Origin of the sequence: Neorhizobium fuzhouense (assembly GCF_042611105.1) — a bacterium.
Lineage (GTDB): Bacteria > Pseudomonadota > Alphaproteobacteria > Rhizobiales > Rhizobiaceae > Neorhizobium > Neorhizobium galegae_A.
Genome location: NZ_JBHFFP010000013.1, coordinates 1 through 22,541 on the forward strand (window position 1 = coordinate 1; position 22,541 = coordinate 22,541).

Genomic DNA, 22,541 nt, shown 5'->3' on the forward strand with positions numbered 1-22,541 from the left:
CCGCAGTCAACAAAACCATCAGAGCCAAACCGAAACCCGGCCCCAAAATCAGCAATCAGCCAATTCAATGATTTCTCAAGAACGAAGTCAGTCGTCGCTAGCAGCGCCGCCGCCCTCGTCAGTGAGTGGGCTTATAGATCCACCACCCCCAAAACGTCAACACTCAAAAATCATAAATCGCAGAAAAACTCGCAAGGCATTGATTTAATGGGGGAAATTTCGGCGCAAAAGCGACATAACCCTGCGGGAGGTAAACATGTGGCCTCCACGACCGCCGGAGCAACAGGCCACAAGGGCACGAAAGCGACAATGAAAGGGAAACCCTGGCAAGTCGGTTTAAATCCGGACAGCCTGGTTCGCGGACGGGTGTCTGCTGCCCCACGGGACTGCGCCTCGCTTGTTCTACGTCTATATGAAGTGCCTGCACTGCACAGAAGCCGGAAGAGAGATGAATCGCAGCACCTCCGACCCGCGACTTGTCGCGGCACGGCCTGACATGCGATAGAAAGGCCTTCCCGACAGACGCCCTATGCAGTGTTGACGTCTGCCCCCATGCCCGCCGCGTTGCGGCCTCTTTTAAGAAAGATCCGTCCGTGCATGTTCTTGCCGAAGCCTTCATTGCCGAACTTCCCAATTATTACCGCGGCAAGGTTCGCGACAATTACGATCTGCCGGACGGGCGCCGGATCATCATCTCGAGCGATCGGCTGAGCGCCTTTGACCGCAATCTCGCCGTCATCCCCGACAAGGGACAGGTGCTGACGCAGACGGCGCGCTACTGGTTCGAGAAGACCGCCGACATCTGCCCGAACCATGTGCTGGCCTATCCCGACCCCAATGTAGTGATCGGCAAGCGGCTCGACATCCTGCCTGTCGAGATTGTCGTGCGCGGTTATCTCGCCGGCACGACCGGGACCTCGCTGCTCACGCTCTATAAGAAGGGTGAGCGCCATATCTATGGCCTTTCCCTGCCCGATGGCCTGCGCGACAATCAGGTTCTGCCGCAGGCGGTGATCACGCCGACCAGCAAGGCCTTCGACGGGGGCCATGACGAACCACTCTCGGAGAAGGAAATCGTCGAGGCAGGGCTTCTGACCGCCGAGCAGTGGCAGACGGTGAGCACCTATGCGCTCGCGCTTTTTGCCCGCGGTCAAGCGCTTGCCGCCGAGCGCGGCCTGATCCTCGTCGATACGAAATACGAGTTCGGCGTCGATAAGACCGGCACGATCATCCTTGCCGACGAGATCCACACGCCCGACAGCAGCCGCTACTGGATTGCCGCGACTTATCAGGACCGTTTCGAAAAAGGCGAGCGACCGGAGAGTTTCGACAAAGATTTCGTGCGGGCCTGGGTTGCTGAACGCTGTGACCCCTATCACGATGACATTCCGGAGATTCCGCAGGAGCTCGTTGAGGCGACTGCCGATGTCTATCGCAAGGCCTATCACAGCATTACCGGGGAGACGATCACGCCGGTCAGCATGGAGACAGACGTGCTTGCGCGTGTCCGGGCAAACCTCGCGCCCTACTTCGTGTAGGCCGGGACCCTATGCAGGAGCGGGAGGACAAGGTGCGCAGACCCAGGCGACGGGCAGAAGAGACACGGGCGGAAATTCTCGACACCGCCGAAACCTTGTTTCGCAAGCAGGGCGTTTCCGGCTGCTCGATCGCCCATATTGCCCAGGCGCTTTCCATGTCCCCCGCCAATGTGTTCAAGCACTTTCATTCCAAGGTGGCGCTCGCCGATGCGATCTGCGAACGCCAGATCTGCGCCATGTCGCAGAAGGTGGAAGCGCTACATCTCGAAGGGCCAGCGCCCGAGCGGCTGAAAACGCTCGCCTTTGGCCTGATGGACCTGCACACCCAAGCCGTGGCCGATAACCAGTTCATGCTCGAGATGATCTTCTACCTGTCGGAAACCGAAATCGAGAGCAGCAAGCACTACGAGAAGATGGTCGAAACCCTGTTTGCCGACCTGATCCGGCACGGCGTCGAGGCCGGCATCTACCATAGCCGTGATCCGGAGGTGAGCGGGCGGGCGGCGGCGGCGGCCTTTGCAAGCGTTTTACACCCGGTTTTCCTGACGCGTCACTCACGCGCGCAGACGGCCGAGCGGTGCAGCCAGATTGTCGATCTCGTCAATGCCGCACTGCAAAATCCCCTTGCTAAGTGACGGTATCTGAATTACGTCACTTAGCAAATGTCGCGAATGCCCTGCCCGGAATGCATTGTTTCGCTTGCCGGATATAAAGGTGCACTTCACTATTCCTTGCCGTGCACCGCTCCGTGCACCCTCATTCTGGATGTGACCATGACCACACGTCGCCTCATCGTTCCCCTTCTCCTGACTGTCGCCCTTGCCGGATGCAGCGATCAGGGCAAGTCCGGGCAGGCAGCAGGCGGGGCTGGCGCAGCCGGTCAGCAGCGCCCGCCGTCAAAGGTCAGCGTCGTCACCATGACCAAAGGCGAGCGTCCGGTGACACGGGTTCTGCCGGGTCGCGCCGTGGCCTATCAGACCGCCGATATCCGTCCGCGCGCCAATGGCATGATCGAGCAAATCACCTTCAAGGAAGGCAGCGAGGTCAAGGCCGGCGACCTTCTCTACAAGATCGACGACGATACCTATGTCGCCCTCCTGGAAGAGGCGAAGGCAAGCCTCGCCAAGGCCGAGGCAAGCGTTCCGAGCGCCCAGGCCAACCTCACGCGCTACGAGCGCCTGGTGAACAGCGGCGCCACCCAGATCGAATATGAAAACGCCCGCGTTACCCTGCTGCAGGCGCAGGCGGACGTGGCTCAGGCCAAGGCCTCCCTGCAATCGGCCCAGATCAATGTCGGCTATACGGAAATCAGGGCGCCCTTCGATGGGGTGACGACGATCTCCACCGTCAGTGTCGGCAATATCGTAACGGCCAATCAGACGACGTCGCTGACGACGCTTCGCCGGCTGGACCCGATCTATGTCGACCTTAACGATTCCAGCGCCAACCTCCTGGAGCTGCGCTCGGCGATCGCCGCCGGCCGCCTGAAGGGCAACCCGACCCAGGCCGATATCAAGCTGACGCTGGAAGACGGCACCAATTACGACAAGACCGGCAAGCTCGACATGGCGGAACTTGCCGTCAGCGAAACGACCGGCACCTACCAGATCCGCGCCGTCTTCGACAATCCGGACAATCTCATCCTGCCGGGCACCTATATGCGCGCCACCGTCACCGTCGGCTATGAAGACGGCTATCTCATCCCGCAGCGCGCCGCGACACGCAATGCCACCGGCCTCCTGTCGGCGAAATTCGCGACCGCCGACAACAAGGTGGAAACCCGCACCTTCGAGCAGAGCCAGGTATCGGGCAACAACTGGCTGGTGACCACCAATATCAAGGACGGCGACAAGCTGATCGTCGATGGCTTCCAGTCCATTGCAGACGGTGCAACCGTCGTGCCCGTCGATGCCAAGGTCGATGAAAAGGGCTTCGTCGTCGAATCCGCTGCGGCCCCGGCCGCAACCCCTGCTGCAAAACCATGACCGGTTGCTGGCACGGACAATCAGGCGTTAAGGGGTAACCAATGGCCAAGTTCTTCATCCGACGCCCGGTCTTTGCATGGGTCATCGCAATCGTCATCATGCTTGGCGGCGGGCTTGCAATCTCGACGCTGTCGATTGCGCAATATCCGGAAATTGCCCCGACGACCGTTCGCATTTCCGCCACCTATACGGGGGCCAGCGCCGAAACCGTCGAAAAATCGGTGACCACCATCATCGAGGACGGCATGACCGGGCTCGATGACCTCACCTATATGACGTCGTCCTCGAGCACCGGCTCGGCAACGGTGACGCTCACCTTCGGCAACACGATCGATCCCGATATCGCGCAGGTGCAGGTGCAGAACAAGCTGCAGCTCGTGCAGTCGCAGCTGCCGGACGTGGTTCAAACCAATGGATTGTCGGTGGAGCGCACCACATCCAGCATCCTTCTGGTCGGCGCGCTTGTCTCGACCGATGGCAAACGCCAGCCCGTCGAACTCGGCGACATCTTCTCCACCCAGATCGAGGACCAGATCAAGCGCCTGGAAGGCGTCGGCAGCGTGCAGGTGTTCGGTACCGGCTATGCCATGCGCATCTGGCTTGACCCGTTCAAGCTCAACAAGTTCCAGCTGACGCCGACCGATGTGACGTCGGCCATCCGCGCCCAGAACACACAGGTCTCCGTCGGTTCGATCGGCGCCCAGCCGGTGGTGGAAGGCCAGCAGTTGAATGTGACGGTCACCGCGCAGAGCCAGCTGCAGACCGTGGCCGACTTCCGCGCCGTCATCTTGAAGACGGAAACGGGCGGCGCCACCGTGCGCCTGTCGGACGTGGCCCGCATCGAGATCGGCCAGGAAAGCTATTCGACCAGCACCCGCTCGAACCGCAACCCGGCAACCGGCTTTGCAGTCAACCTTGCCACCGGCGCCAATGCGCTCGACACCGCAGCCCGCGTGAAGAGCGCGCTTGCAACGGTCGGTCCCTCCCTGCCGGAAAACGTCATCATCACCTATCCCTATGACACCTCGCCCTTCGTGCAGCTGTCGATCGAGAAGGTGGTGCATACGCTGATCGAGGCGATCATCCTCGTCTTCGTCGTGCTCCTGGTCTTCCTGCAGAATCTGAGGGCAACCTTCATTCCGATGATCGCGGTGCCGGTCGTGCTTCTGGGGACCTTCGGCATCCTGGCGGTGACCGGCTATTCGATCAATACGCTCACCATGTTCGCCATGGTTCTGGCGATCGGGCTTCTCGTCGACGATGCCATTGTCGTCGTGGAAAACGTCGAGCGCATCATGACGGAGGAAGGCCTGTCGCCGCTCGAGGCGACGGAAAAATCCATGGGCGAGATCACCGGCGCCATCGTCGGCATCGCGCTTGTGCTGACGGCCGTCTTCATTCCCATGGCGTTTTTCGGCGGGTCGACCGGCATCATCTACCGCCAGTTCTCTGTCACCATCGTTTCCGCCATGCTGTTGTCGGCAGTAGTGGCCATCGTGCTCACACCGGCGCTCTGCGCCACCATGCTGAAGCCTGCCCATCACGGCGAAAGACGGGGCCTTGCCGGCTGGTTCAACCGCAATTTCGACCGCACCACCGGTGGCTATGTGAAGACCATCGGCTATTTCCTGAAGCGCCCGCTGCGGGTGATGCTGATGTTTGCCATCATCATCGGCGGCTGCGCCTGGTTCTTCCTGCGTCTGCCGACCTCCTTCCTGCCCCAGGAAGACCAGGGCGTACTGTTCACCATCGTGCAGCTGCCGAACGGCGCCACGACCGCACGCACGGAAGAAGTGGTCAAGAAGATCGAGGACTATTATCTCGACAAGGAACCGGACGCGATCCAGGACGTGTTTTCCGTCAACGGCTTCTCGTTCACCGGTTCCGGGCAGAATTATGCCATGGTGTTCGCCAAGCTGAAGGATTTCGACAAGCGCACCGATCCGAAGCTTGCCGCCTCGGCGGTTGTCGGGCGTGCCATGGGCTATTTCTTCACCCTTCGCGATGCCCGCGTCTTCCCGCTGCAGCCGCCGGCCATTCCCGGTCTTGGCAATTCCAGCGGTTTTTCGATGTATCTTGTCGACAGCGGTAAAACCGGGATCGATGCATTGACCTCGGCCTCTCAGACACTTCTTCAGGCAGGCAACAGCAATCCGTCCGTCACGGCGCTCAGATCCAACAGCCCGCCGGCGGAAAACCAGCTGAAGTTCCTGCTCGACCAGGAGAAGATGGGGGCGATGGGTCTCGATATCGCCACCGTCAATTCCATGCTGTCGACCATCTTTGCCGGCAGCGACGTCAACGACTTCACGCTGAACAACGAATTGAAGAAGGTCTATGTGCAGGGCGATGCGCCCTATCGCATGCAGTCGGACGCCATCAACAGCTGGTATGCCCGCAATGGCAACGGCGAGATGGTGCCCTTCTCGTCCTTCATCAAGCCGCAATGGGTGAGTGGAGCGCCGACGCTCAGCCGCTTCAACGGCATCAGCGCCATTTCCATGGAAGGTGCCGCCGGCCCGGGCGTCAGTTCCGGTACGGCCATGGACGCCATGGAGAACCTCACCGCCGGTCTTGGCGGCGGCTATACCGTGGCCTGGCAGGGCATTTCCTATCAGGAACGCCTGTCGGGCTCACAAGCGCCGATGCTCTATGCCTTGTCGCTTCTCGTCGTCTTCCTCTGCCTTGCAGCGCTGTATGAGAGCTGGTCTATCCCCTTCTCGGTCATCATGGCCGTGCCGATCGGCGTTCTGGGGGCTGTGGCGGCTGCAACGCTGCTCGGCCAATCGAACGACGTCTATTTCAAGGTGGGCCTGCTGACGACCATCGGTCTTGCCGCCAAGAATGCCATCCTGATCGTCGAGTTTGCCAAGGATCGCCAGATGGCGGGAATCGGGCTGATGGAGGCGACGTTGGAGGCGGCGAAACTGCGTCTGCGTCCCATCATCATGACCTCGCTTGCCTTCATCCTGGGGGTCGTGCCGCTTGCCATTGCAACCGGAGCAGGGTCTGCCGCGCAGAACTCCATCGGCATTGGCGTACTGGGGGGTATGCTTTCTGCAACACTCCTGGGAATTTTCTTCGTCCCTTCATTTTTCGTGGTGGTCAGAAAGCTTTCACGCGGTAAAAAAACGCCGAATTAACCTTTTGTGCCGCGAGGCATTAACCATTCCGAATCGCGGGTACCGCCTCCGACCGTCGCGGCCGGGGGCATTACAATAAGAGTTCGATGAGTGAAATCATCGCCAAACAGGGTGTACTCATGACTTCCATTCGCGCAGCAGCCCCCCTCGTCATGCTTCTGCTTTCAAGCTGCGTGCTCGGGCCGGACCACAAGGCACCGGAAATTACCCTTCCGGCGAAATTTGCCGAAGGTGGCGTGGCAAGCAACGGCGATCTTTCCCAGCAGGCCTGGTGGACTGCCTTCCGCGACCGTCGCCTCGATGGCTTCATGAAGCAGGGGCTCGAACAGAACCTGTCGATCCAGGAAGCTCTGGAGCGTATCAACCAGGCCGAGGCCAATGTGGTGGTTGCGGGCGCAGGCGCCCTGCCGAGCCTGACCTTGTCCTCGCAGGCTTCGCGCAGCGGGGCCGAAGGTTTCCGCAATACGCCCAATACGTCTCCGACCACCGCCGCCTCGGGCACGCTTGACGTCTCCTGGCTGCTGGACCTGTTCGGTCGCTACAAGCGCAACAAGGAAAGCGCACTGGCCTCGCTCGACGTCGCCTATGCCAATGTCGACACGGCGCGCCTGTCGCTTCTGTCGTCCGTTGCCTCGGCCTATATCGATGTGCGCTACTATCAGGAGCGTATCGCGCTGGCGCAGCAGAACCTCAAGTCGCGCCGCGAGACGCTTGACCTGACCAAGCTGCAGCTGGAAGCCGGTGCGGCTTCGCGCCTCGACGTCGTGCAGGCCGAGGGTCTTGTCAATTCGACCCTGGCCGACATTCCGGGCTTCGAAACCAGCTTCCGCCAGGCGTCGCACCGGGTTGCCACGCTTCTGGCGCTTCCGGCTTCGTCGCTGGTGTCAGACCTGCAGAAGGGCGGCGGCCAGCCGGTCGCACGCGTCAACCCGAAGTCCGGCATTCCGGCCGACCTCATCCGCAACCGCCCGGATATCCGGGCGGCAGAACGGACGCTGGCTGCATCGGTTGCCTCCATCGGGGTTGCCGAAGCCGAGCTTTATCCGAGCATCAGCCTCGGCGGCTCGATCTCGCCCGGCTATACGCGCGTGGGTGGCTCGGAATCCGGTCGCCTGAGCTGGTCCTTCGGCCCCGCGCTGAACCTGCCGATCTTCGACGGTGGCCAGCTGCGCGCCAATCTGAGCTCTGCCGAATCGCAGGCTCGCGGAGCCTATCTCTCCTGGAAGAGCACGGTTCTGAGCGCCGTCGAGGAAGTGGAAAACGCGCTCGCCGCCATCACGCGCGACGGCCGTACCGTCGCGGCCCTTCGCGATACCGTGCGCTCCTACGAAGAAGCCCTGTCGCTGTCGACCGCAAGCTACCGCGACGGCGCCTCTTCGCTTCTGGACGTTCTGGATGCGCAGCGCCAGGTATCGAGCGCGCAGGCAAACCTCGCCGCAGCCATCCAGCAGCAGGCCCAGGATTACGTGACGCTGAGCGTTGCCATCGGCGGCGGCTATGCCTGGGGTCGTGGACCGACGGTTCTGGCGGCAGCCAACACGCCGAAACGTTAATCATCCAGACAACTGGCACAGCAAAAACCCCGCAGCTTCGAAGGCTGCGGGGTTTTTCATGTGAGGATCTCTTGGGCGAGGCCGGGAGAGGATAGGCGACCGCGGGGTGCGCGATCGCCGTCCGCTCAGGCGCCGCTCTTGGCGCGCTCGACGTAGGAGTTGTCTTCCGTCGCGATCACGACGCGGGTGCCGGCATCGATATGCGGCGGCACCATGGTGCGCACGCCGTTCGACAGCATGGCCGGCTTGTAGGAGGACGACGCCGTCTGACCCTTGACGACCGGCTCGGTCTCGACGATTTCCAGCGTCACGTGGCGCGGCAGCTGCAGGGCCAGCGCAATGCCTTCGTGCATGGACAGAATGCAGGTCATGCCTTCCTGGAGATAGGCCTTCTGATCGCCCATGGTTTCGGCATCCACGACCACCTGGTCGTAGTTGTCGGGGTTCATGAAGTGGAAGCCTTCGCCATCCTCGTAGAGGAACTGGTGGTTGACGTCTTCGACGAAGGCACGCTCCACCTGTTCCGTCGTGCGCCAGCGTTCCGACACCTTCACGCCGTCGACGATGCGGCGCATGTTGACCTGGGTGACGGGCGTGCCCTTGCCAGGATGGAAGTTTTCAGCGGTGAGCACGACATAGAGCTTGCCGTCGACATCGAGGACATTGCCCTTGCGGACGGAGGAGGCGATTACCTTGACCATTGGATTTCCTTGTGACTGCCTTGGCTTGTCAGTTCGCAGAATGCGTCGTAGAGGTCCAGCCTTCCGCCGGCCTTTGGCACGCTTGATCTGTTTTCCCGGGCGCAACTACCTTAAATTGGCGGAAATAGAAAGCCTTCGCATGGAATGGCCCGGAATAAAGCCCAGTTATGGAGCCTGACTTGCCCAACGCCTCTCCTCCCCTGCGCGCCGCCTGGTGGCGACCGGACATCCATGCCGATCGCCGCCCGCTGCTGATCGGCCGCAACCGCATCCAGGCGCGGTTTCGCCGGTTCTTCGAAGAGGCCGATTTCATCGAGGTCGATACGGCAGCCCTGCAGGTTTCTCCGGGAAACGAAGCGCATCTGCATGCCTTTTCGACCGAGGCGCTGACCACGGACGGCCGCGCCAGCCGGCTTCACCTGCACACATCGCCGGAATTTGCCCTGAAGAAGCTTCTGGCCGCCGGCGAACGCCGGATCGCCTGCTTTGCCCATGTCTATCGCAACCGGGAGCGCGGGCCGCTGCACCACCCGGAATTCACTATGCTGGAATGGTATCGCGCCGGCGAGCCCTATGAACGCCTGATGGAAGACAGCGCAAAGCTCATCGCGCTTGCCGCCGAAACTGCCGGCGCACGCTCCTTCCAGTTCCGCGGCCGGCAAATGGACCCGTTTGCCGAACCCGAACGCCTCAGCGTGGCGGACGCCTTCGAGCGCTTTGCCGGGATCGATCTTCTCGCCTCCGTGTCGCGCAACGGGGAGACGGACCGGGAGCAACTGCGGGCCGGACTTCTCAGCGCCGGCATTCGCACCGCCGATGACGACACCTGGACGGACCTCTTCAGCCGCGTTCTCGTGGAAAAGATCGAGCCAAACCTGGGCGACGGTCGCGCCACGATCCTCGACCGCTATCCGATTTCGGAGGCAGCGCTGGCCCGGCCGGCTCCGGATGATCCTCGTGTCGCCGAACGTTTCGAACTGTATGCCTGCGGGGTGGAACTTGCCAATGCCTTTGGCGAGCTGACGGACGCGGCCGAACAGAGACTGCGGTTCGAAGCGGAAATGCTCGAAAAACAGCGCGTCTATGGCGAGACCTATCCACTCGACGAGGAGTTTCTCTCCGCTCTTGCCATCATGCCGGAGGCGAGTGGTATCGCGCTCGGCTTCGACCGGCTGGTGATGCTGGCAACAGGAGCCACGCATATCGAGCAGGTGATGTGGGCCCCGGTCGCAGAGACCGTCGGATGACCACACGGCGCACGCTCAAGACACCGGCGGATCTGGCCGGAGCCGGGCTGCTTGACGCAGCCGGCGTTGAGGCCGCATCGAAGGTGGCCAGCCGCTATGCCGTGGCCGTCACGCCCGCCATGGCGCGCCTCATCGATCCCGCCGATCCCGCCGATCCCATTGCCCGCCAGTTCCTGCCCGACAGTCGCGAGCTCGACGTGACCCTAGAGGAGCGCGCGGATCCCATCGGCGACAGCGCCCATTCGCCGGTCAAAGGCATCGTCCATCGCTATCCCGACCGGGTGCTCCTGAAGGCGGTACATGTCTGTCCGGTCTATTGCCGCTTCTGCTTCCGCCGCGAAATGGTCGGTCCCAGCGGTGATGGCACGCTGTCGGGGCCGGAACTCGCTGGCGCGCTCGACTATATTCGCGCACACCCCGAGATCTGGGAGGTCATCCTCACCGGCGGCGATCCGCTGGTTCTGTCGCCGCGTCGGCTGTCCGAGATTCTTGGGGGCCTGAGGGATATCGAGCACGTCAAGATCGTGCGTTTTCATAGCCGCGTGCCTGTGGTCGATCCGGAGGCGATCGATTCCGCACTCATCGGCGCACTCAAGGACAGCGGCAAGGTGACCTATGTGGCGCTTCACGCCAATCATCCCCGCGAGATGACGCAGAGCGCCCGCGCCGCCTGCGCCCGCCTGATCGATGCCGGCATTGCCATGGTCAGCCAGACGGTGCTCTTGAAGGGCGTGAACGACGACCCGGCGGTTCTGGCCGACCTGATGCGGGCCTTTGTCGAGGCGCGGGTCAAACCCTATTACCTGCACCATCCGGATCTTGCACCGGGCACCAGCCATTTTCGCCTGGATATTGCCGAAGGCCAACGCATCGTCGCCGCCCTGCGTGGCCATGTCTCCGGCCTTTGCCAGCCAACCTATGTGCTCGATATCCCCGGTGGCTTCGGCAAGGCGGATATCGGCCGGAGGGCTGTTCGACCGCTCGGCGACGGCTGCTACTCGGTCAGCGATTATCGCGGCGAGGAGCACGTCTATCCGCCGAAGGCCTGAAGCTGCTTGCGCCGGCCTTTGCGTCAGTAAAGCCCGATGGCGGCACCGACCGTTGCGCCGGCACCTGGCGTCGAGGGGGCGGGATTGGCGAGATATTGCCGGAAAAGCTGCACCATCTGCTGGTCGCGCGCCTCCGCGGTCGCTCCTCCCATCACCACGCCGATGAACCGCTGGCGCCCTTTCTGCACCGACGTGACGACATTGTAACCGGAGGCGCTGGTATAACCGGTCTTGATGCCATCGACGCCGGGATAAAGGTCGAGCATAAAATTGTGTCCCTTGAGCGGTTTCCCGCGAAACGTCGCCTCGCGTGTGCTGAACAGCGCAAATTCCCGCGGAAAATGATGCATCAGCGCCATGCCGAGAATGGCCATGTCACGCGCCGTGGTCAGCTGGCCATCCGCCGTCAGGCCGGTGGCATTGCGAAACGTGGTGTTGGTCATGCGCAGCGCCCGCGCCTTCTTTGTCATCAACTGCGCAAAGGCATCCTCGCTGCCGCCCAGCCGCTCGGCCATGGCAATGGCGGCGTCATTGGCAGAGAGAACGATCATGCCCGTTACCGCATCGCGCACGCTCACGGTGCCGCCCGGGGCAACATCGAGCTTGTAGGGAACGGTGGCGGCGGCGTGTCGTGACATCGGGATCTGCTCGTCCCAGCGAAGGCTGCCCCGGGCAATCGCCTCGAAGGTGAGATAGAGCGTCATCATCTTGGTGAGCGAGGCCGGCCGGTTAAGAGCCTCAGCATTGTCCGAGGCAATCACGGCGCCTGTAGACGCGTCGATCAGAATGCGCGCCTGCCCGGCCCATGCCTGAGCGCCGGCCGACAGGAGGAAAACGACAAGCCATGCCGCGCGCTTCAGCAAGCCAATCCTGTGCTGCATGATATCTTCCTTCTGCCCGTCCTCGTGCGGCAACGCCTATCATGTGCGGCAAGCCGGGCGTACACATAGGGCGGCAGGCGGCTGACGTCTTCCACTCATCGCACCGGATCGATCAAATTCGGGAGAGCCCGGCGCCCTCACCGATCGTCTGTATGGGCCATGCCGGCCGCAATGATGACCAGATTGGCACAGCCGTACGCCGATGCAGCCGCTAAATGCCCAATATTGTTGCGAAACCTATGGACGGAACCTTTCAGCGCGCTACTCTTCTCCCCTCAATCGTCGTGGGGAGACGCGGATGGGCACTGTTCAGCCAGACCAGGCACAAGACGTCAGAGAGCAGACCATCTTTCCCGACCCGGACGACGTTCTGGCGCGCTCCTTTGGCCTTTCCGGCGACCTCCGCCCGATCCCGTCCAATCCTCACGCCTATACCTTTTCCCCTGAAGACCTTTCCTACCGGCTGGATTTCACCGATGACGCCGAGCAACAGGCGCGCTTTCAAGGACAGGCGGACCTGATTTCGGGCCTCATGGAAGGCGAGGAGACCATTCAAGGCCCGCTGCCGATCCGTGACATCTATGACGAGTTTGTCGTGAAGCTTGCGGCGGACGAAGACGAACCGTCGTCCTGGGCACGGCTTCTGCGTCTGCCCGACGGGGTAGCCCTTGCAGGCGACAAGGCACCCTCGGCTCTTGAAGCGCGGGCCTTTGGCCAGTTTGCCGCCCGGCTCATCCGTGCACTGGATGGTGAAAGCCGCAAGGACGAGGGCCGGACGACGCCGGTACTCACCTCGATCCATGATCTTCGCCAGGCGGGTCCGAGCGTGGTGAAGCTGTTGCGCGCCGTTGGAGATTCGTCCGTGCGGGACCCCGTGGCAAAGACGATGGTGGCGGCACTGCGCCAGATCCAGCCGCTCGGCCCCGCGCTTCGGGTCAAGATCGTTCATCACCAGCCGGTGCGTGCCGATGTGCTTGGCGAACGGGTGGACGGTGCGTGGCATCCGGTTTCCTTCATCAGCGCAGACGCCCTCGGCGAAGGCTGGATTGCCGCATCGCTTGCCGCGCTCTGCGCCGACCTCCTTGTGTCGGGCGATGCCGATATTCTGGATTTCCTGCCCGCCGTCAGCGGCTTTCACGACGAATTGCCGCTTCTCGAGGAAGAGTTGAAGGCCCTCTGGCCGCTGACATTGATCCGCATCGGTCTTTTGCGGGCAATGGCCGAACATCAGGCAGTGGTTGCCGCAAGTGACGAGACGCTGGGCGCCCGCCAGGCGGCCCGGGAGCTGTTTTCCCGTGCAACGGCCGTCCATGCCGCCTTCGTGGAGGCGGCGATCCTTGATGCGGTCGACTGGCCACGCGAGGGCGCCCCGAAATTCGGCCTGCTGCTGCCGGAGATCGAGGCGGACGCCATCCGCGTGGTCGATCTTTCGGTGACAAGCCCGCTGTTTGCGGAAGGAAACTGGCAGGATCCGGACATCGACTGGCGGCTTCTTGCCCGCATCGCCTGGGACAGCCGCATGGGCGCGACGCGCTTTGGGGAATACAGGTTTTCGCGCGCCCAGCTGGCCGGTGGCGAAGAGGCGGACAATTATGCGCTGCATGTCGATCTTTGCCTTCCGGCAGGCGCTGTCGCGGTCGCGCCGATGGGCGGTATCGTCCATCTCGTCGACAATCGGCTGGTGCTCGTCGGAAAGGAGGCAAGCCTTTATCTCGAAGGGCTCGACAGCGTGCTTGTCGATGGGACCGCGCTGTTTGCCGGAGACCGGCTGGGTGTTGTTGCCGGCGGTGAAGGATCCGTCGGTGGCCTGCGCATCCGCATCTGTCGGGCGGCCGACCTCCTGCCACCGCTGTTTGCGTCCGCCCGCTTTGCGCGCCTGTGGAGCCGGCTTGTGCTCTCGCCATCCCTGTTGCTCGGCCGTGACCTTGATGCGCCGCCGACCGGTCGCCAGCCGCTGGCCCGCGGCTGGCAGGACTGCGTCTTTGATGGAAACGGCCGCTCCTTCGTGGATCTCTCCGGCGCTGCGGGGCTTCTCGGCCATGGCAATGCCGATATGGCAGAGGCGGCCTATCGCCAATGGATGACGCTGGCCGGCGTTCAGGGCACGCAGGCCGAGGCGGATTTCCGCGACGCCCTTCTGCGCCTTCTGCCCGACGATTATAACGTCGTGCTGACGGTGACAGATGAAGAATCGGCGATGGAGCTTGCCGAGGCGCTTGCCGGGCAATTGGCACAAGATGGTGAAACGCTGGTCATTGCCGATGAGCGCCGCCATGGTTTCGGCCGTCTGGGAGCAACGTTCTGGCGGTTCGTCCGGGACGGTGAGGCGCCTGATCTTGTCGTGACCGGTTCACCGGTGCCCGGAGAGCCGCTGGCGGCCGTCATCGCAAAAGCCGTTCATGAAGATATCGCAGTGCCGGCGCCCGCTGTACCCCCCGGTGCGGTTGCCTGCCGGATCGGCTGCTGCGTCTTGAACGCTCTCACCGATGACGCCTCTATCGAGCGGGCCGACACCACCGCGCGCTATCTTGGCGAGCAGCTTCACAGGATCGGTGGCTGGATGCCGGAGCTTCTCGCTGTGGAGGGCGAGGGTTTCACATACGATCTTCTTCTGCCCGACGAAACGCTTTCCTCCTTCGATCTGGCACGCCAACTGGCCGCGCACGGCATTCTCATGCCGCGCCCGCAAACGCCCGACCGGTTGCCATTTTCCGCGCCGCTCTGCCTGACGCATCAAAGCGTCGACCGGCTGACACAGGCGCTGGCGAGCGTTCTTGAAAGGCTGCGTCCCGAGGCGGGCACGCTTGACCAACCGGCACCGTCCTTGACCGACCTTGAGGATGAGCCTGTATGAGCAGCTATTGAAACGCGCGCAATCGGCGAACAGGATTTCGCAAATCCGCCTCACTCCTGTCATGAAACGGAAAAAAATTCTAGGTAGACAGGAATTCGATTGAAGTTGCCGATCGACTCACATATGGTCCCCATCCAAGGACGAGCCTTAATTCGCGCGTCCGGAAGAGCGCAACACCAACAGGGAGAGTGACATGTCGAAAACCGTCCGTAATGCCGCCCCTCTTTGGCGTTCGCATGATGTGAAACGCACGGGAATTTTCTCCGCCCCGTGCTGTCGAATGTGACGCTTCACCTTCCAAGGATCTGAACAGTCAATTCGTCGCGCTGTCTTGAACAGCCACACCAGGAGTATGACCATGCAAAAGCAGGTTATCGAATACGGCGGCGAGCCCGTCGGCATCGTCGTGCCGGACCAGGACCGCCTGAAGTTCATCGCCGTGAAGTTTCACGTGATCGATCTGGATGAGCAACGCTTTTCCTCGGCTGACGAGGTGCGTCTTGCCATTCGCAACCACGTGCTTGCCCAGAAGAGTGCCGCACCGGTTGTCCGTGCGGCCGTGGCGTGAGGCGCAGCAAGGCGCCTGCCGCGCCGCCCGCGTGAAGGATTCCGCCCGAACGGACATCCAGGTTCAACCGACATGCCAGCCGCCCTGCCTCATCCGGCGCGGGCGGCTTTTTCTATTAGAGCGTTTCAACGCATTTCCGGACGGAAAACCGTTTCACACTTTTCCTGGAAATGCTCCAAGGGATGAGACGACGGGGCTGATCAGAAGGCGGTGAAGGTCAGCGTCGTCAGCGAGCGCTCGATGCCGGGGATCTTGACGATCCTCTCATTGATGAAGCGGCCAATCTCCTCGCCTTCCGGCAGATAGATCTTCAAAAGCAGATCCCAGTCACCGCTCGTTGAATAGAGCTCGGAGACAAGTTCGGTCTTGTAGATGGCATCGGCCACCTCGTAGGTGGTCCCCGGCGCGCAGCGCAACTGGACAAAAATCGGCTTCATGACATGTCTCGCTCGTCGGATCGCTCTGGCGATCGGTATGGGTGCGCCACTATTGTCCGATGCTGCCGGAGCGCGCAAGGCGGTCCTTGCCGATCTCGGTCAGCAGCCACGTGCGAAACGCCATCAGGGGCGGGTAGCTTGCGCGATCCGGGGGATAGGCCAGATGATAGTCTCCCGTGCGCATATCCGTATCGGGAACGGCTTCGACCAGGCGGCCAAGCTCCAGTTCGCGCGCAATCAGCACCCGCGGCAGAAGTGCCACGCCAAGCCCGGCCGTCGCCGCCTCCGCCATGGTGATGAACTGGTCAAACAGCATGCCGTGCAAGGCATCGAAACTGACGCCCTGCTGGCCGAACCACATCTCCCAGGCGTCGGGGCGTGTATTGAGGTGGAGAAGAGGCGCCTTGAGCAGATCCTCCGGAGCTTTCAGGGCCTGACGGGCAAAAAGATCCGGGCTGCAGGCGGCAATCACCGTCTCATCCATCAGGGCGGTGAGAACGGCTCCGGGCCAGCGCGGCGCGCCAAAATGAATGGCTGCATCCAGCGTATCGAAACGAAAGTCGAAGGGCTCCAGCCGGGTAATCAGGTTGACCACCATGCCGGGATACTCCTTGAGAAAGCGCGGCATGCGCGGCGTCAGCCAGCGCGTTCCGAAGAAGGGCAGGATGGCCAGGTTCAGCGTGCCGCCGGATGGATTGGCGCGCAGGTTGAGCGACGCGTTCGAAATGCGCCGCAGGGCCTCGCGCACTTCGCGCACATAGGTGTCGCCGGCAATCGTCAGGCGGATCGTCTGGCGCTCCCGCAGGAACAGCGCGACACCAAGCTGCCTTTCGAGCGCGGAAATCTGCCGGCTGACGGCACTCTGGGTAAGCCCCAGTTCCTCGGCCGCCGCCGTGACGCTGCCGGTGCGGGCAGCAGCCTCGAAGGCGGAGAGCAGCGAGAAGGATGGCAGGAAGCGCCGGGGCGGCAGCATGGTCATTCCTCCGGAGAATGAACTGTTGAGAAGAATTCGATATTCACCGGGATGGCCGGCCTGTAAAGATGCCATCGGCGGCGTTCCGGGTCCCTCCGGCCGCCTTATCCGGACATGTCCCATGCTCAACGATCCCCGCTCCCATGGCCTTTGGGAAAAGACTGCACCCGCCGCACCGCAAACCCGCAGCCTGAAGGGACCGGTGAGCGCCGACGTGGTGATCGTCGGCGGCGGCTATACCGGCCTGTCGGCAGCCCTTCATCTTTCCGAAGCGGGGCGCCAGGTGGTTCTTCTGGAGGCAACAGACATCGGTTTCGGCGGCGCCGGACGTAATGTCGGGCTCATCAATGCCGGCATGTGGGTGATGCCCGATGATCTTCCGGGCGTGCTTGGTGAAAGGCATGGCGAGCGCCTGCTCGATCTGCTTGGCAACGGCCCGCAGGCCGTGATGGCACTGATCGACCGTCATGGCATTGAGTGCGAACTGACCCGCACCGGGACCCTGCATTGCGCCGTAGGCGACGACGGTTTGAAGGAAATCGAGGATCGAGCCCGCCAGTGGCAGAAACGCGGCGCACCGGTCAGCGTGCTCGATGCGGCCGAAACAGAACGGCGGATCGGCACCAGTGCCTATCGCGGCGCCCTTCTCGACATGCGCGCCGGCACGCTGCAGCCGCTTGCCTATGCGCGCGGACTTGCCCATGCCGCCGTCAAGGCTGGCGCGGTACTCCACACAGCAAGTCCAGCCATCGGCTGGCGTCAGGCGCAGGGGCGCCACACCATCGAAACACCGGAAGGCTCCGTGACCGCCGATTGGGTGATCGTCGCAACCGATGCCTATTCCACCGGCCCGTTTGCGGCCGTGCGCACCGAACAGGTCCGTCTTCCCTACTTCAACTTTGCCACCGTGCCGCTGTCCGACAATCTGCGCCGCTCGATCCTGCCGGAGCGGGAGGGATGCTGGGATACCAAGGAAATCCTCTCCTCCTTCCGCATGGACGCCCGCGGACGGCTGGTCTTCGGCTCGGTCGGCGCGCTTCGCGGGACAGGTGTCGCCGTTCACCGCAACTGGGCAAAGCGGGCGCTGCGCCGGCTGTTTCCACAACTGGGCGACGTCGCTTTCGAGGCCGAATGGTATGGCCAGATCGGCATGACCGACAATGCGCTTCCCCGCTTCCACACATTTGCCAAACGCGTCATCGGATTTTCCGGTTACAATGGGCGCGGAATTTCACCCGGCACCGTCTTCGGTCAGGTGCTGTCGCGCCATGTGCTGGGCGAGATGGGTGAAGAGGATCTTCCCCTGCCTGTCACCGTGGCGAAGGACCCGGCCTTTCGCGCGCTGAAGGAAGCCTATTACGAAGCGGGCGCGCAGCTTGCCCATTTTACCGGTGACCGGTTCTAAAGCCCGACGGCTTGACCCGCCCCGACGAACATCGCAGATGACACCGACAGACAGACGAGAAGGACAAAGATGACCCTCGCCACGCTCAACCTGAACGCCGAAACCGCTGCCATCCTTGCAAAGCTGGGTGTTGCCGCTTCCGCCTATACGGGCGGCACGCTTGTCGTGCGCTCGCCGATCACAGGCACAGAAATCGGCCGCCTGCCGGAAATCTCCGCAGCCGATACGACGACCGCCATCGATGCCGCGCATCAGGCCTTTCTCGAATGGCGTCAGGTGCCGGCGCCCAAGCGCGGCGAACTGATCCGCCTGCTTGGTGAAGAACTGCGCGCAGCCAAGGCCGATCTTGGTCGCCTCGTTTCCATCGAGGTCGGCAAGATCACCTCGGAAGGCCTTGGCGAAGTGCAGGAGATGATCGACATCTGCGATTTCGCCGTCGGCCTGTCGCGCCAGCTCTATGGGTTGACCATCGCAACGGAGCGCTCCGAGCACCGGATGATGGAAACCTGGCATCCGCTGGGCGTCACCGGCATCATTTCGGCTTTCAACTTCCCCGTTGCCGTCTGGTCGTGGAATGCGGCGCTGGCGCTGGTCTGCGGCAATTCCACCGTCTGGAAGCCGTCGGAAAAGACGCCGCTGACGGCGCTTGCCACACAGGCGATCTTTGAAAAGGCGCTTGCCCGCTTTATCGCCGAAGGTGGCAAGGCACCGGCCAATCTTTCGACGCTGTTGATCGGCGGGCGCGAGATCGGCGAAGTGCTGGTTGACCATCCGAAAGTGCCGCTCGTTTCAGCCACCGGCTCCACGGCGATGGGCCGCGCCGTCGGCCCGCGCCTTGCCAAGCGCTTTGCCCGCGCCATCCTGGAACTCGGCGGCAACAATGCTGCCATCGTCACGCCGACGGCCGATCTCGGTCTCACGCTGCGCGGCGTTGCCTTTTCCGCCATGGGCACGGCCGGTCAGCGCTGCACCTCGCTTCGCCGCCTCTTCGTTCACGAGAGCGTCTACGACAACCTCGTGCCGCGCCTGCAAAAAGCCTATCAGTCCGTCACCATCGGCAACCCGATGGTGGATGGCAATCTCGTCGGCCCGCTGATCGACAAGGCAGCCTTTGACAAGATGCAGGCGGCTCTGGAAGCCGCAAAGGCCGAAGGCGGCAGCGTGACCGGCGGCGAGCGCGTCTCTGCCGAAGACGCCGCCGACGCCTATTACGTACGCCCCGCCATCGTCGAAATGCCGTCGCAATGCGGCCCGGTGATCGAGGAAACCTTCGCCCCGATCCTCTACGTGGTCAAATATTCCGATTTTGACGCGGTGCTTGCGCTCCACAACGACGTACCGCAGGGCCTGTCTTCCTCGATCTTCACCAATGACATGCGCGAGGCTGAAACCTTCATTTCCGCCCGTGGCTCCGATTGCGGCATTGCCAATGTCAACATCGGCCCATCGGGCGCTGAAATCGGCGGGGCCTTCGGCGGCGAGAAGGAAACCGGCGGCGGCCGCGAATCGGGCTCCGATTCGTGGAAGGCCTATATGCGCCGGGCCACCAACACGCTGAACTATGGTCGCACGCTGCCACTCGCGCAGGGTGTGAAGTTCGACATCGCCTGACGCGGATGACAGGGGGCAGCGATGAAGCCGCTGCCCCTTGCACGACAGGGGCAGCGCAACGCGCTAGTCTGCGGGCCGAATCGCCGCTGACGTCAAAAGGTCCCCGCCCATGCCCGCTCCCCTTAATCTCCTCACCGATATCGATGGCCTGAGCGTTGGCCATGCCACGGATCTCACCCTCGGATCCGGGGTCACGGTGGTGGTTTTCGATGAACCGGCCACCGCTTCCGGCATCGTGCTCGGCGGAGCGCCGGGCGGACGCGATACCGCACTGCTTGACCCCTCTCTTACGGTGGAAAAGGTCGATGCGCTGGTGCTGTCGGGCGGATCGGCCTTCGGGCTCGATGCGGCCGGCGGCGTACAGGCGGGGCTGCGTGAGATCGGACGGGGGCTTCAGGTCGGCACCACCCAGGTCCCGATCGTGCCGCAGGCAATCCTCATGGATCTCCTGAACGGCGGCAACAAGGACTGGGGTCTTCATTCTCCCTATCGCGACATGGGTTACGAGGCCTTTGCGGCGGCCGCAAAGGGTTCCTTTGCGCTCGGAACCGTCGGCGCCGGCACGGGCGCCACCACGGCAACCTTCAAGGGCGGGCTTGGATCGGCAAGCGCGGTGACGCCGAGCGGACACCGGATTGCAGCGCTGGTGGCGGTAAACGCCCTTGGCTCGGCCACCGTGGGAGAGGGCCGGCACTTCTGGGCAGCCCCTTTCGAAGAGGGACAGGAATTTGGTGGTCTCGGCCTTCCCGCCACCTTTGCACCGGGCGATCGATCCATGCGCCTGAAAGGCGTGAACCTTAAGGCAACGACCATCGGCCTTGTGGTGACCGATGCCATCCTCACCAAGGCGCAGGCGCATCGCCTGTCGATCATGGCGCATGACGGGCTTGCCCGGGCGATCCTTCCCGCACACCTGCCGGCCGACGGCGATACGGTCTTTGCAGCCGCGACCGGCAAACGCGCCCTCGAAGACCCGCTCGACTTCATGGAGCTTTGCCATCTGGCAACGCTCACCTTTGCCCGCGCCATCGCACGCGGCGTGTTCGAGGCAACCGCCCTGCCGGTTGAAAAGGCCCAGAAAGCCTGGCGCGACAGCCTCGCCTCAGATCAGACAGCCGGCTGAGCCTGACGTTTCATCACGGCAACCGTCACGAACCACAGCACGACGCCCAGCGCGATCAGCAGGCCGGCAATGGTGTATTGCACCGGATCGCGCCCCGTCCAGGGCCCGGCCAGAAAGGCGCAACTGGCAGCCCCCAGCACCGGGAGGATGGTTGGCGTGCGAAAATGTTTGTGTTCCACCTTGTCCTTGCGCAGCACGAGGACCGCAATGTTGACGATGGTGAAGACGCAGAGCAGCAACAGCGCCGTGGTGCCGCCGAGCGCCGGCACGCCGCCGGCAAAGGTGATGAGGAGGGCTGCAATCAGCGTGGTGAAGAGGATGGCGACGAACGGCGTCTGTCGCGTCTCGTGCACCTTGCCCAAGACCGGCGGCAGCACGTTTTCGCGCGACATGCCGTAGATGAGGCGGCTTGCCATCATCATGTTGATGAGGGCGGAATTTGCCACGGCAAACATGGTGATGAGACCGAAGATGCCGACCGGAAAGTCCGGAGCACCGGCGGCGACCACTTTCAGAAGCGGCGTTTCACCCTCGCCAAGTTCTGCGGCCGGCACCAGCGTGATGGCCGAAATGGAGACGAGGACATAGATGATGCCCGTCAGCACAAGCCCACCCAGCAGCACTTTCGGAAAGATCCGGCTCGGCTCCTTGCATTCTTCCGCCATGTTGACGCTGTCCTCGAAGCCAACCATGGCAAAGAAGGCAAGCGTCGTTGCCGCAACAACCGACCAGATCGCGCCATGATCTCCGGCCGGCTGAAAGGTCCAGGCGCGCGAGACATCGCCCTGTCCGCCCGCAATCGCCCAGAAGCCGATCCCGATGATGAGGAGCAGGCCGGACAGTTCGATGACGGTCAGCACCACGTTGACCTTGACGCTTTCGCCGACGCCGCGAAAATTGACGATGCCGACCAGCGCCATGAAGGCAAGCGCCACGCCGGTGACGCCAAAGGCGCCGGCATCGAAGCCCGTGGAGGCGGTAAAATTGGCGGCAAAGGCACGTGACGCCGTGGCGGCCGAGGTAACGCCGGAAGACATGACGGCAAAAGCCACCAGAAACGTGATGAAATGGATGCCGAAGGCCTTGTGCGTATAAAGCGCAGCACCCGCCGCACGGGGATATTTCGTCACCAGTTCCAGATAGCTGAAGGCGGTCATCAGCGCGACGAGGAAAGCGACGAGGAAAGGCAGCCAGACGACGCCCCCCACTTCTGCAGCCACCTGCCCCGTCAGCGCATAGATGCCGGTGCCCAGAATGTCGCCGACAATGAACAGCAGCAGCAGCCCCGGTCCCATCACCCGTTTCAGCTCCGGCTGGCTGCCGAGCTGCTCAGTCCCCCGATTGTCCTGCATGATCCCCTCCTGATGCACCGCATTGGCAACGTACACGTCGTGACACGTCGTGCTGACGGATATGGATCACGAACAGTGAGGAACAAGTCGAGGCCTTGAAGGTTCGGCATCAATGGCGTGC

At 62.7% G+C, this 22,541-nt stretch carries 17 protein-coding genes; 12 read left to right on the forward strand and 5 right to left on the reverse strand.

The window, feature by feature from the left end:
* Positions 1 to 593 precede the first annotated feature (593 nt).
* The 5 genes from ACEXP3_RS20260 (at position 594) to ACEXP3_RS20280 (ending at position 8,219) form a co-directional block, all read left to right on the forward strand.
* Positions 594 to 1,538 (forward strand): phosphoribosylaminoimidazolesuccinocarboxamide synthase, encoded by a 945-nt coding sequence (locus ACEXP3_RS20260; protein ID WP_210106741.1) that lies wholly within the window; start codon positions 594 to 596, stop codon positions 1,536 to 1,538.
* A gap of 32 nt (positions 1,539 to 1,570) precedes the next feature.
* A complete protein-coding gene (locus ACEXP3_RS20265; protein ID WP_377298902.1) occupies positions 1,571 to 2,173 on the forward strand; it encodes a TetR/AcrR family transcriptional regulator in 603 nt (200 codons plus the stop codon).
* A gap of 138 nt (positions 2,174 to 2,311) precedes the next feature.
* On the forward strand, positions 2,312 to 3,523 hold the full coding sequence (locus ACEXP3_RS20270) for an efflux RND transporter periplasmic adaptor subunit (protein ID WP_377298904.1): 1,212 nt from the start codon (positions 2,312 to 2,314) through the stop codon (positions 3,521 to 3,523).
* A 41-nt stretch (positions 3,524 to 3,564) separates the two neighbouring features.
* Entirely contained in the window at positions 3,565 to 6,666 is a 3,102-nt protein-coding gene (locus ACEXP3_RS20275) for an efflux RND transporter permease subunit (RefSeq protein WP_377298906.1), read from the forward strand.
* Positions 6,667 to 6,785: 119 nt separating this feature from the next.
* A complete protein-coding gene (locus ACEXP3_RS20280; RefSeq protein WP_210106745.1) occupies positions 6,786 to 8,219 on the forward strand; it encodes an efflux transporter outer membrane subunit in 1,434 nt (477 codons plus the stop codon).
* A gap of 125 nt (positions 8,220 to 8,344) precedes the next feature.
* Here ACEXP3_RS20280 and efp read toward each other — a convergent pair whose 3' ends face one another.
* The gene (gene efp / locus ACEXP3_RS20285) at positions 8,345 to 8,920 is read right to left on the reverse strand and encodes an elongation factor P (protein WP_210106746.1); all 576 of its coding nucleotides are present in this window, start codon (positions 8,918 to 8,920) and stop codon (positions 8,345 to 8,347) included.
* Between the two features lie 179 nt (positions 8,921 to 9,099).
* Here efp and epmA point away from each other — a divergent pair, with 179 nt between their 5' ends.
* Entirely contained in the window at positions 9,100 to 10,167 is a 1,068-nt protein-coding gene (gene epmA / locus ACEXP3_RS20290) for an EF-P lysine aminoacylase EpmA (RefSeq protein ID WP_377298908.1), read from the forward strand.
* Positions 10,164 to 11,216, forward strand: a complete 1,053-nt coding sequence (locus tag ACEXP3_RS20295) for a lysine-2,3-aminomutase-like protein (protein WP_377298910.1) — start codon at positions 10,164 to 10,166, stop codon at positions 11,214 to 11,216. Before epmA ends, ACEXP3_RS20295 begins: the two co-directional genes overlap by 4 nt.
* Before the next feature lie 23 nt (positions 11,217 to 11,239).
* Here the strand turns inward: ACEXP3_RS20295 and ACEXP3_RS20300 are convergent, their stop codons facing one another.
* Positions 11,240 to 12,097, reverse strand: coding sequence for a D-alanyl-D-alanine carboxypeptidase family protein (locus ACEXP3_RS20300; RefSeq protein ID WP_377298912.1), 858 nt, complete (start codon positions 12,095 to 12,097; stop codon positions 11,240 to 11,242).
* Positions 12,098 to 12,395: 298 nt separating this feature from the next.
* On the opposite strand from ACEXP3_RS20300, the gene ACEXP3_RS20305 reads away from it, so the two are divergent.
* Together ACEXP3_RS20305 and ACEXP3_RS20310 are read left to right on the forward strand one after the other, a co-directional pair.
* Positions 12,396 to 14,951, forward strand: a complete 2,556-nt coding sequence (locus tag ACEXP3_RS20305) for an aminotransferase class III-fold pyridoxal phosphate-dependent enzyme (RefSeq protein ID WP_377298914.1) — start codon at positions 12,396 to 12,398, stop codon at positions 14,949 to 14,951.
* 358 nt (positions 14,952 to 15,309) lie between these two features.
* Positions 15,310 to 15,519, forward strand: coding sequence for a hypothetical protein (locus ACEXP3_RS20310; protein ID WP_210106751.1), 210 nt, complete (start codon positions 15,310 to 15,312; stop codon positions 15,517 to 15,519).
* A 200-nt stretch (positions 15,520 to 15,719) separates the two neighbouring features.
* Here ACEXP3_RS20310 and ACEXP3_RS20315 read toward each other — a convergent pair whose 3' ends face one another.
* Both ACEXP3_RS20315 and ACEXP3_RS20320 read right to left on the reverse strand, forming a co-directional pair.
* Positions 15,720 to 15,956, reverse strand: coding sequence for an Lrp/AsnC ligand binding domain-containing protein (locus ACEXP3_RS20315; protein ID WP_210106752.1), 237 nt, complete (start codon positions 15,954 to 15,956; stop codon positions 15,720 to 15,722).
* A 49-nt stretch (positions 15,957 to 16,005) separates the two neighbouring features.
* Positions 16,006 to 16,935 carry a LysR family transcriptional regulator gene (locus ACEXP3_RS20320; protein ID WP_377299122.1) on the reverse strand — a complete coding sequence of 310 codons (930 nt, stop codon included), beginning with the start codon at positions 16,933 to 16,935 and terminating at the stop codon, positions 16,006 to 16,008.
* Positions 16,936 to 17,050: 115 nt separating this feature from the next.
* On the opposite strand from ACEXP3_RS20320, the gene ACEXP3_RS20325 reads away from it, so the two are divergent.
* From ACEXP3_RS20325 to ACEXP3_RS20335, 3 genes are all read left to right on the forward strand, one after another.
* Complete coding sequence (locus tag ACEXP3_RS20325) at positions 17,051 to 18,334, forward strand: NAD(P)/FAD-dependent oxidoreductase (RefSeq protein ID WP_377298917.1); 1,284 nt, start codon at positions 17,051 to 17,053, stop codon at positions 18,332 to 18,334.
* A gap of 69 nt (positions 18,335 to 18,403) precedes the next feature.
* On the forward strand, positions 18,404 to 19,945 hold the full coding sequence (gene amaB, locus ACEXP3_RS20330; RefSeq protein ID WP_377298918.1) for an L-piperidine-6-carboxylate dehydrogenase: 1,542 nt from the start codon (positions 18,404 to 18,406) through the stop codon (positions 19,943 to 19,945).
* 109 nt (positions 19,946 to 20,054) lie between these two features.
* Complete coding sequence (locus ACEXP3_RS20335) at positions 20,055 to 21,068, forward strand: P1 family peptidase (protein ID WP_377298920.1); 1,014 nt, start codon at positions 20,055 to 20,057, stop codon at positions 21,066 to 21,068.
* On the opposite strand, the gene ACEXP3_RS20340 is transcribed toward ACEXP3_RS20335, so the two are convergent.
* The gene (locus tag ACEXP3_RS20340; RefSeq protein ID WP_377298922.1) at positions 21,053 to 22,420 is read right to left on the reverse strand and encodes an APC family permease; all 1,368 of its coding nucleotides are present in this window, start codon (positions 22,418 to 22,420) and stop codon (positions 21,053 to 21,055) included. The genes ACEXP3_RS20335 and ACEXP3_RS20340 overlap by 16 nt on opposite strands.
* Positions 22,421 to 22,541: the final 121 nt, after the last annotated feature.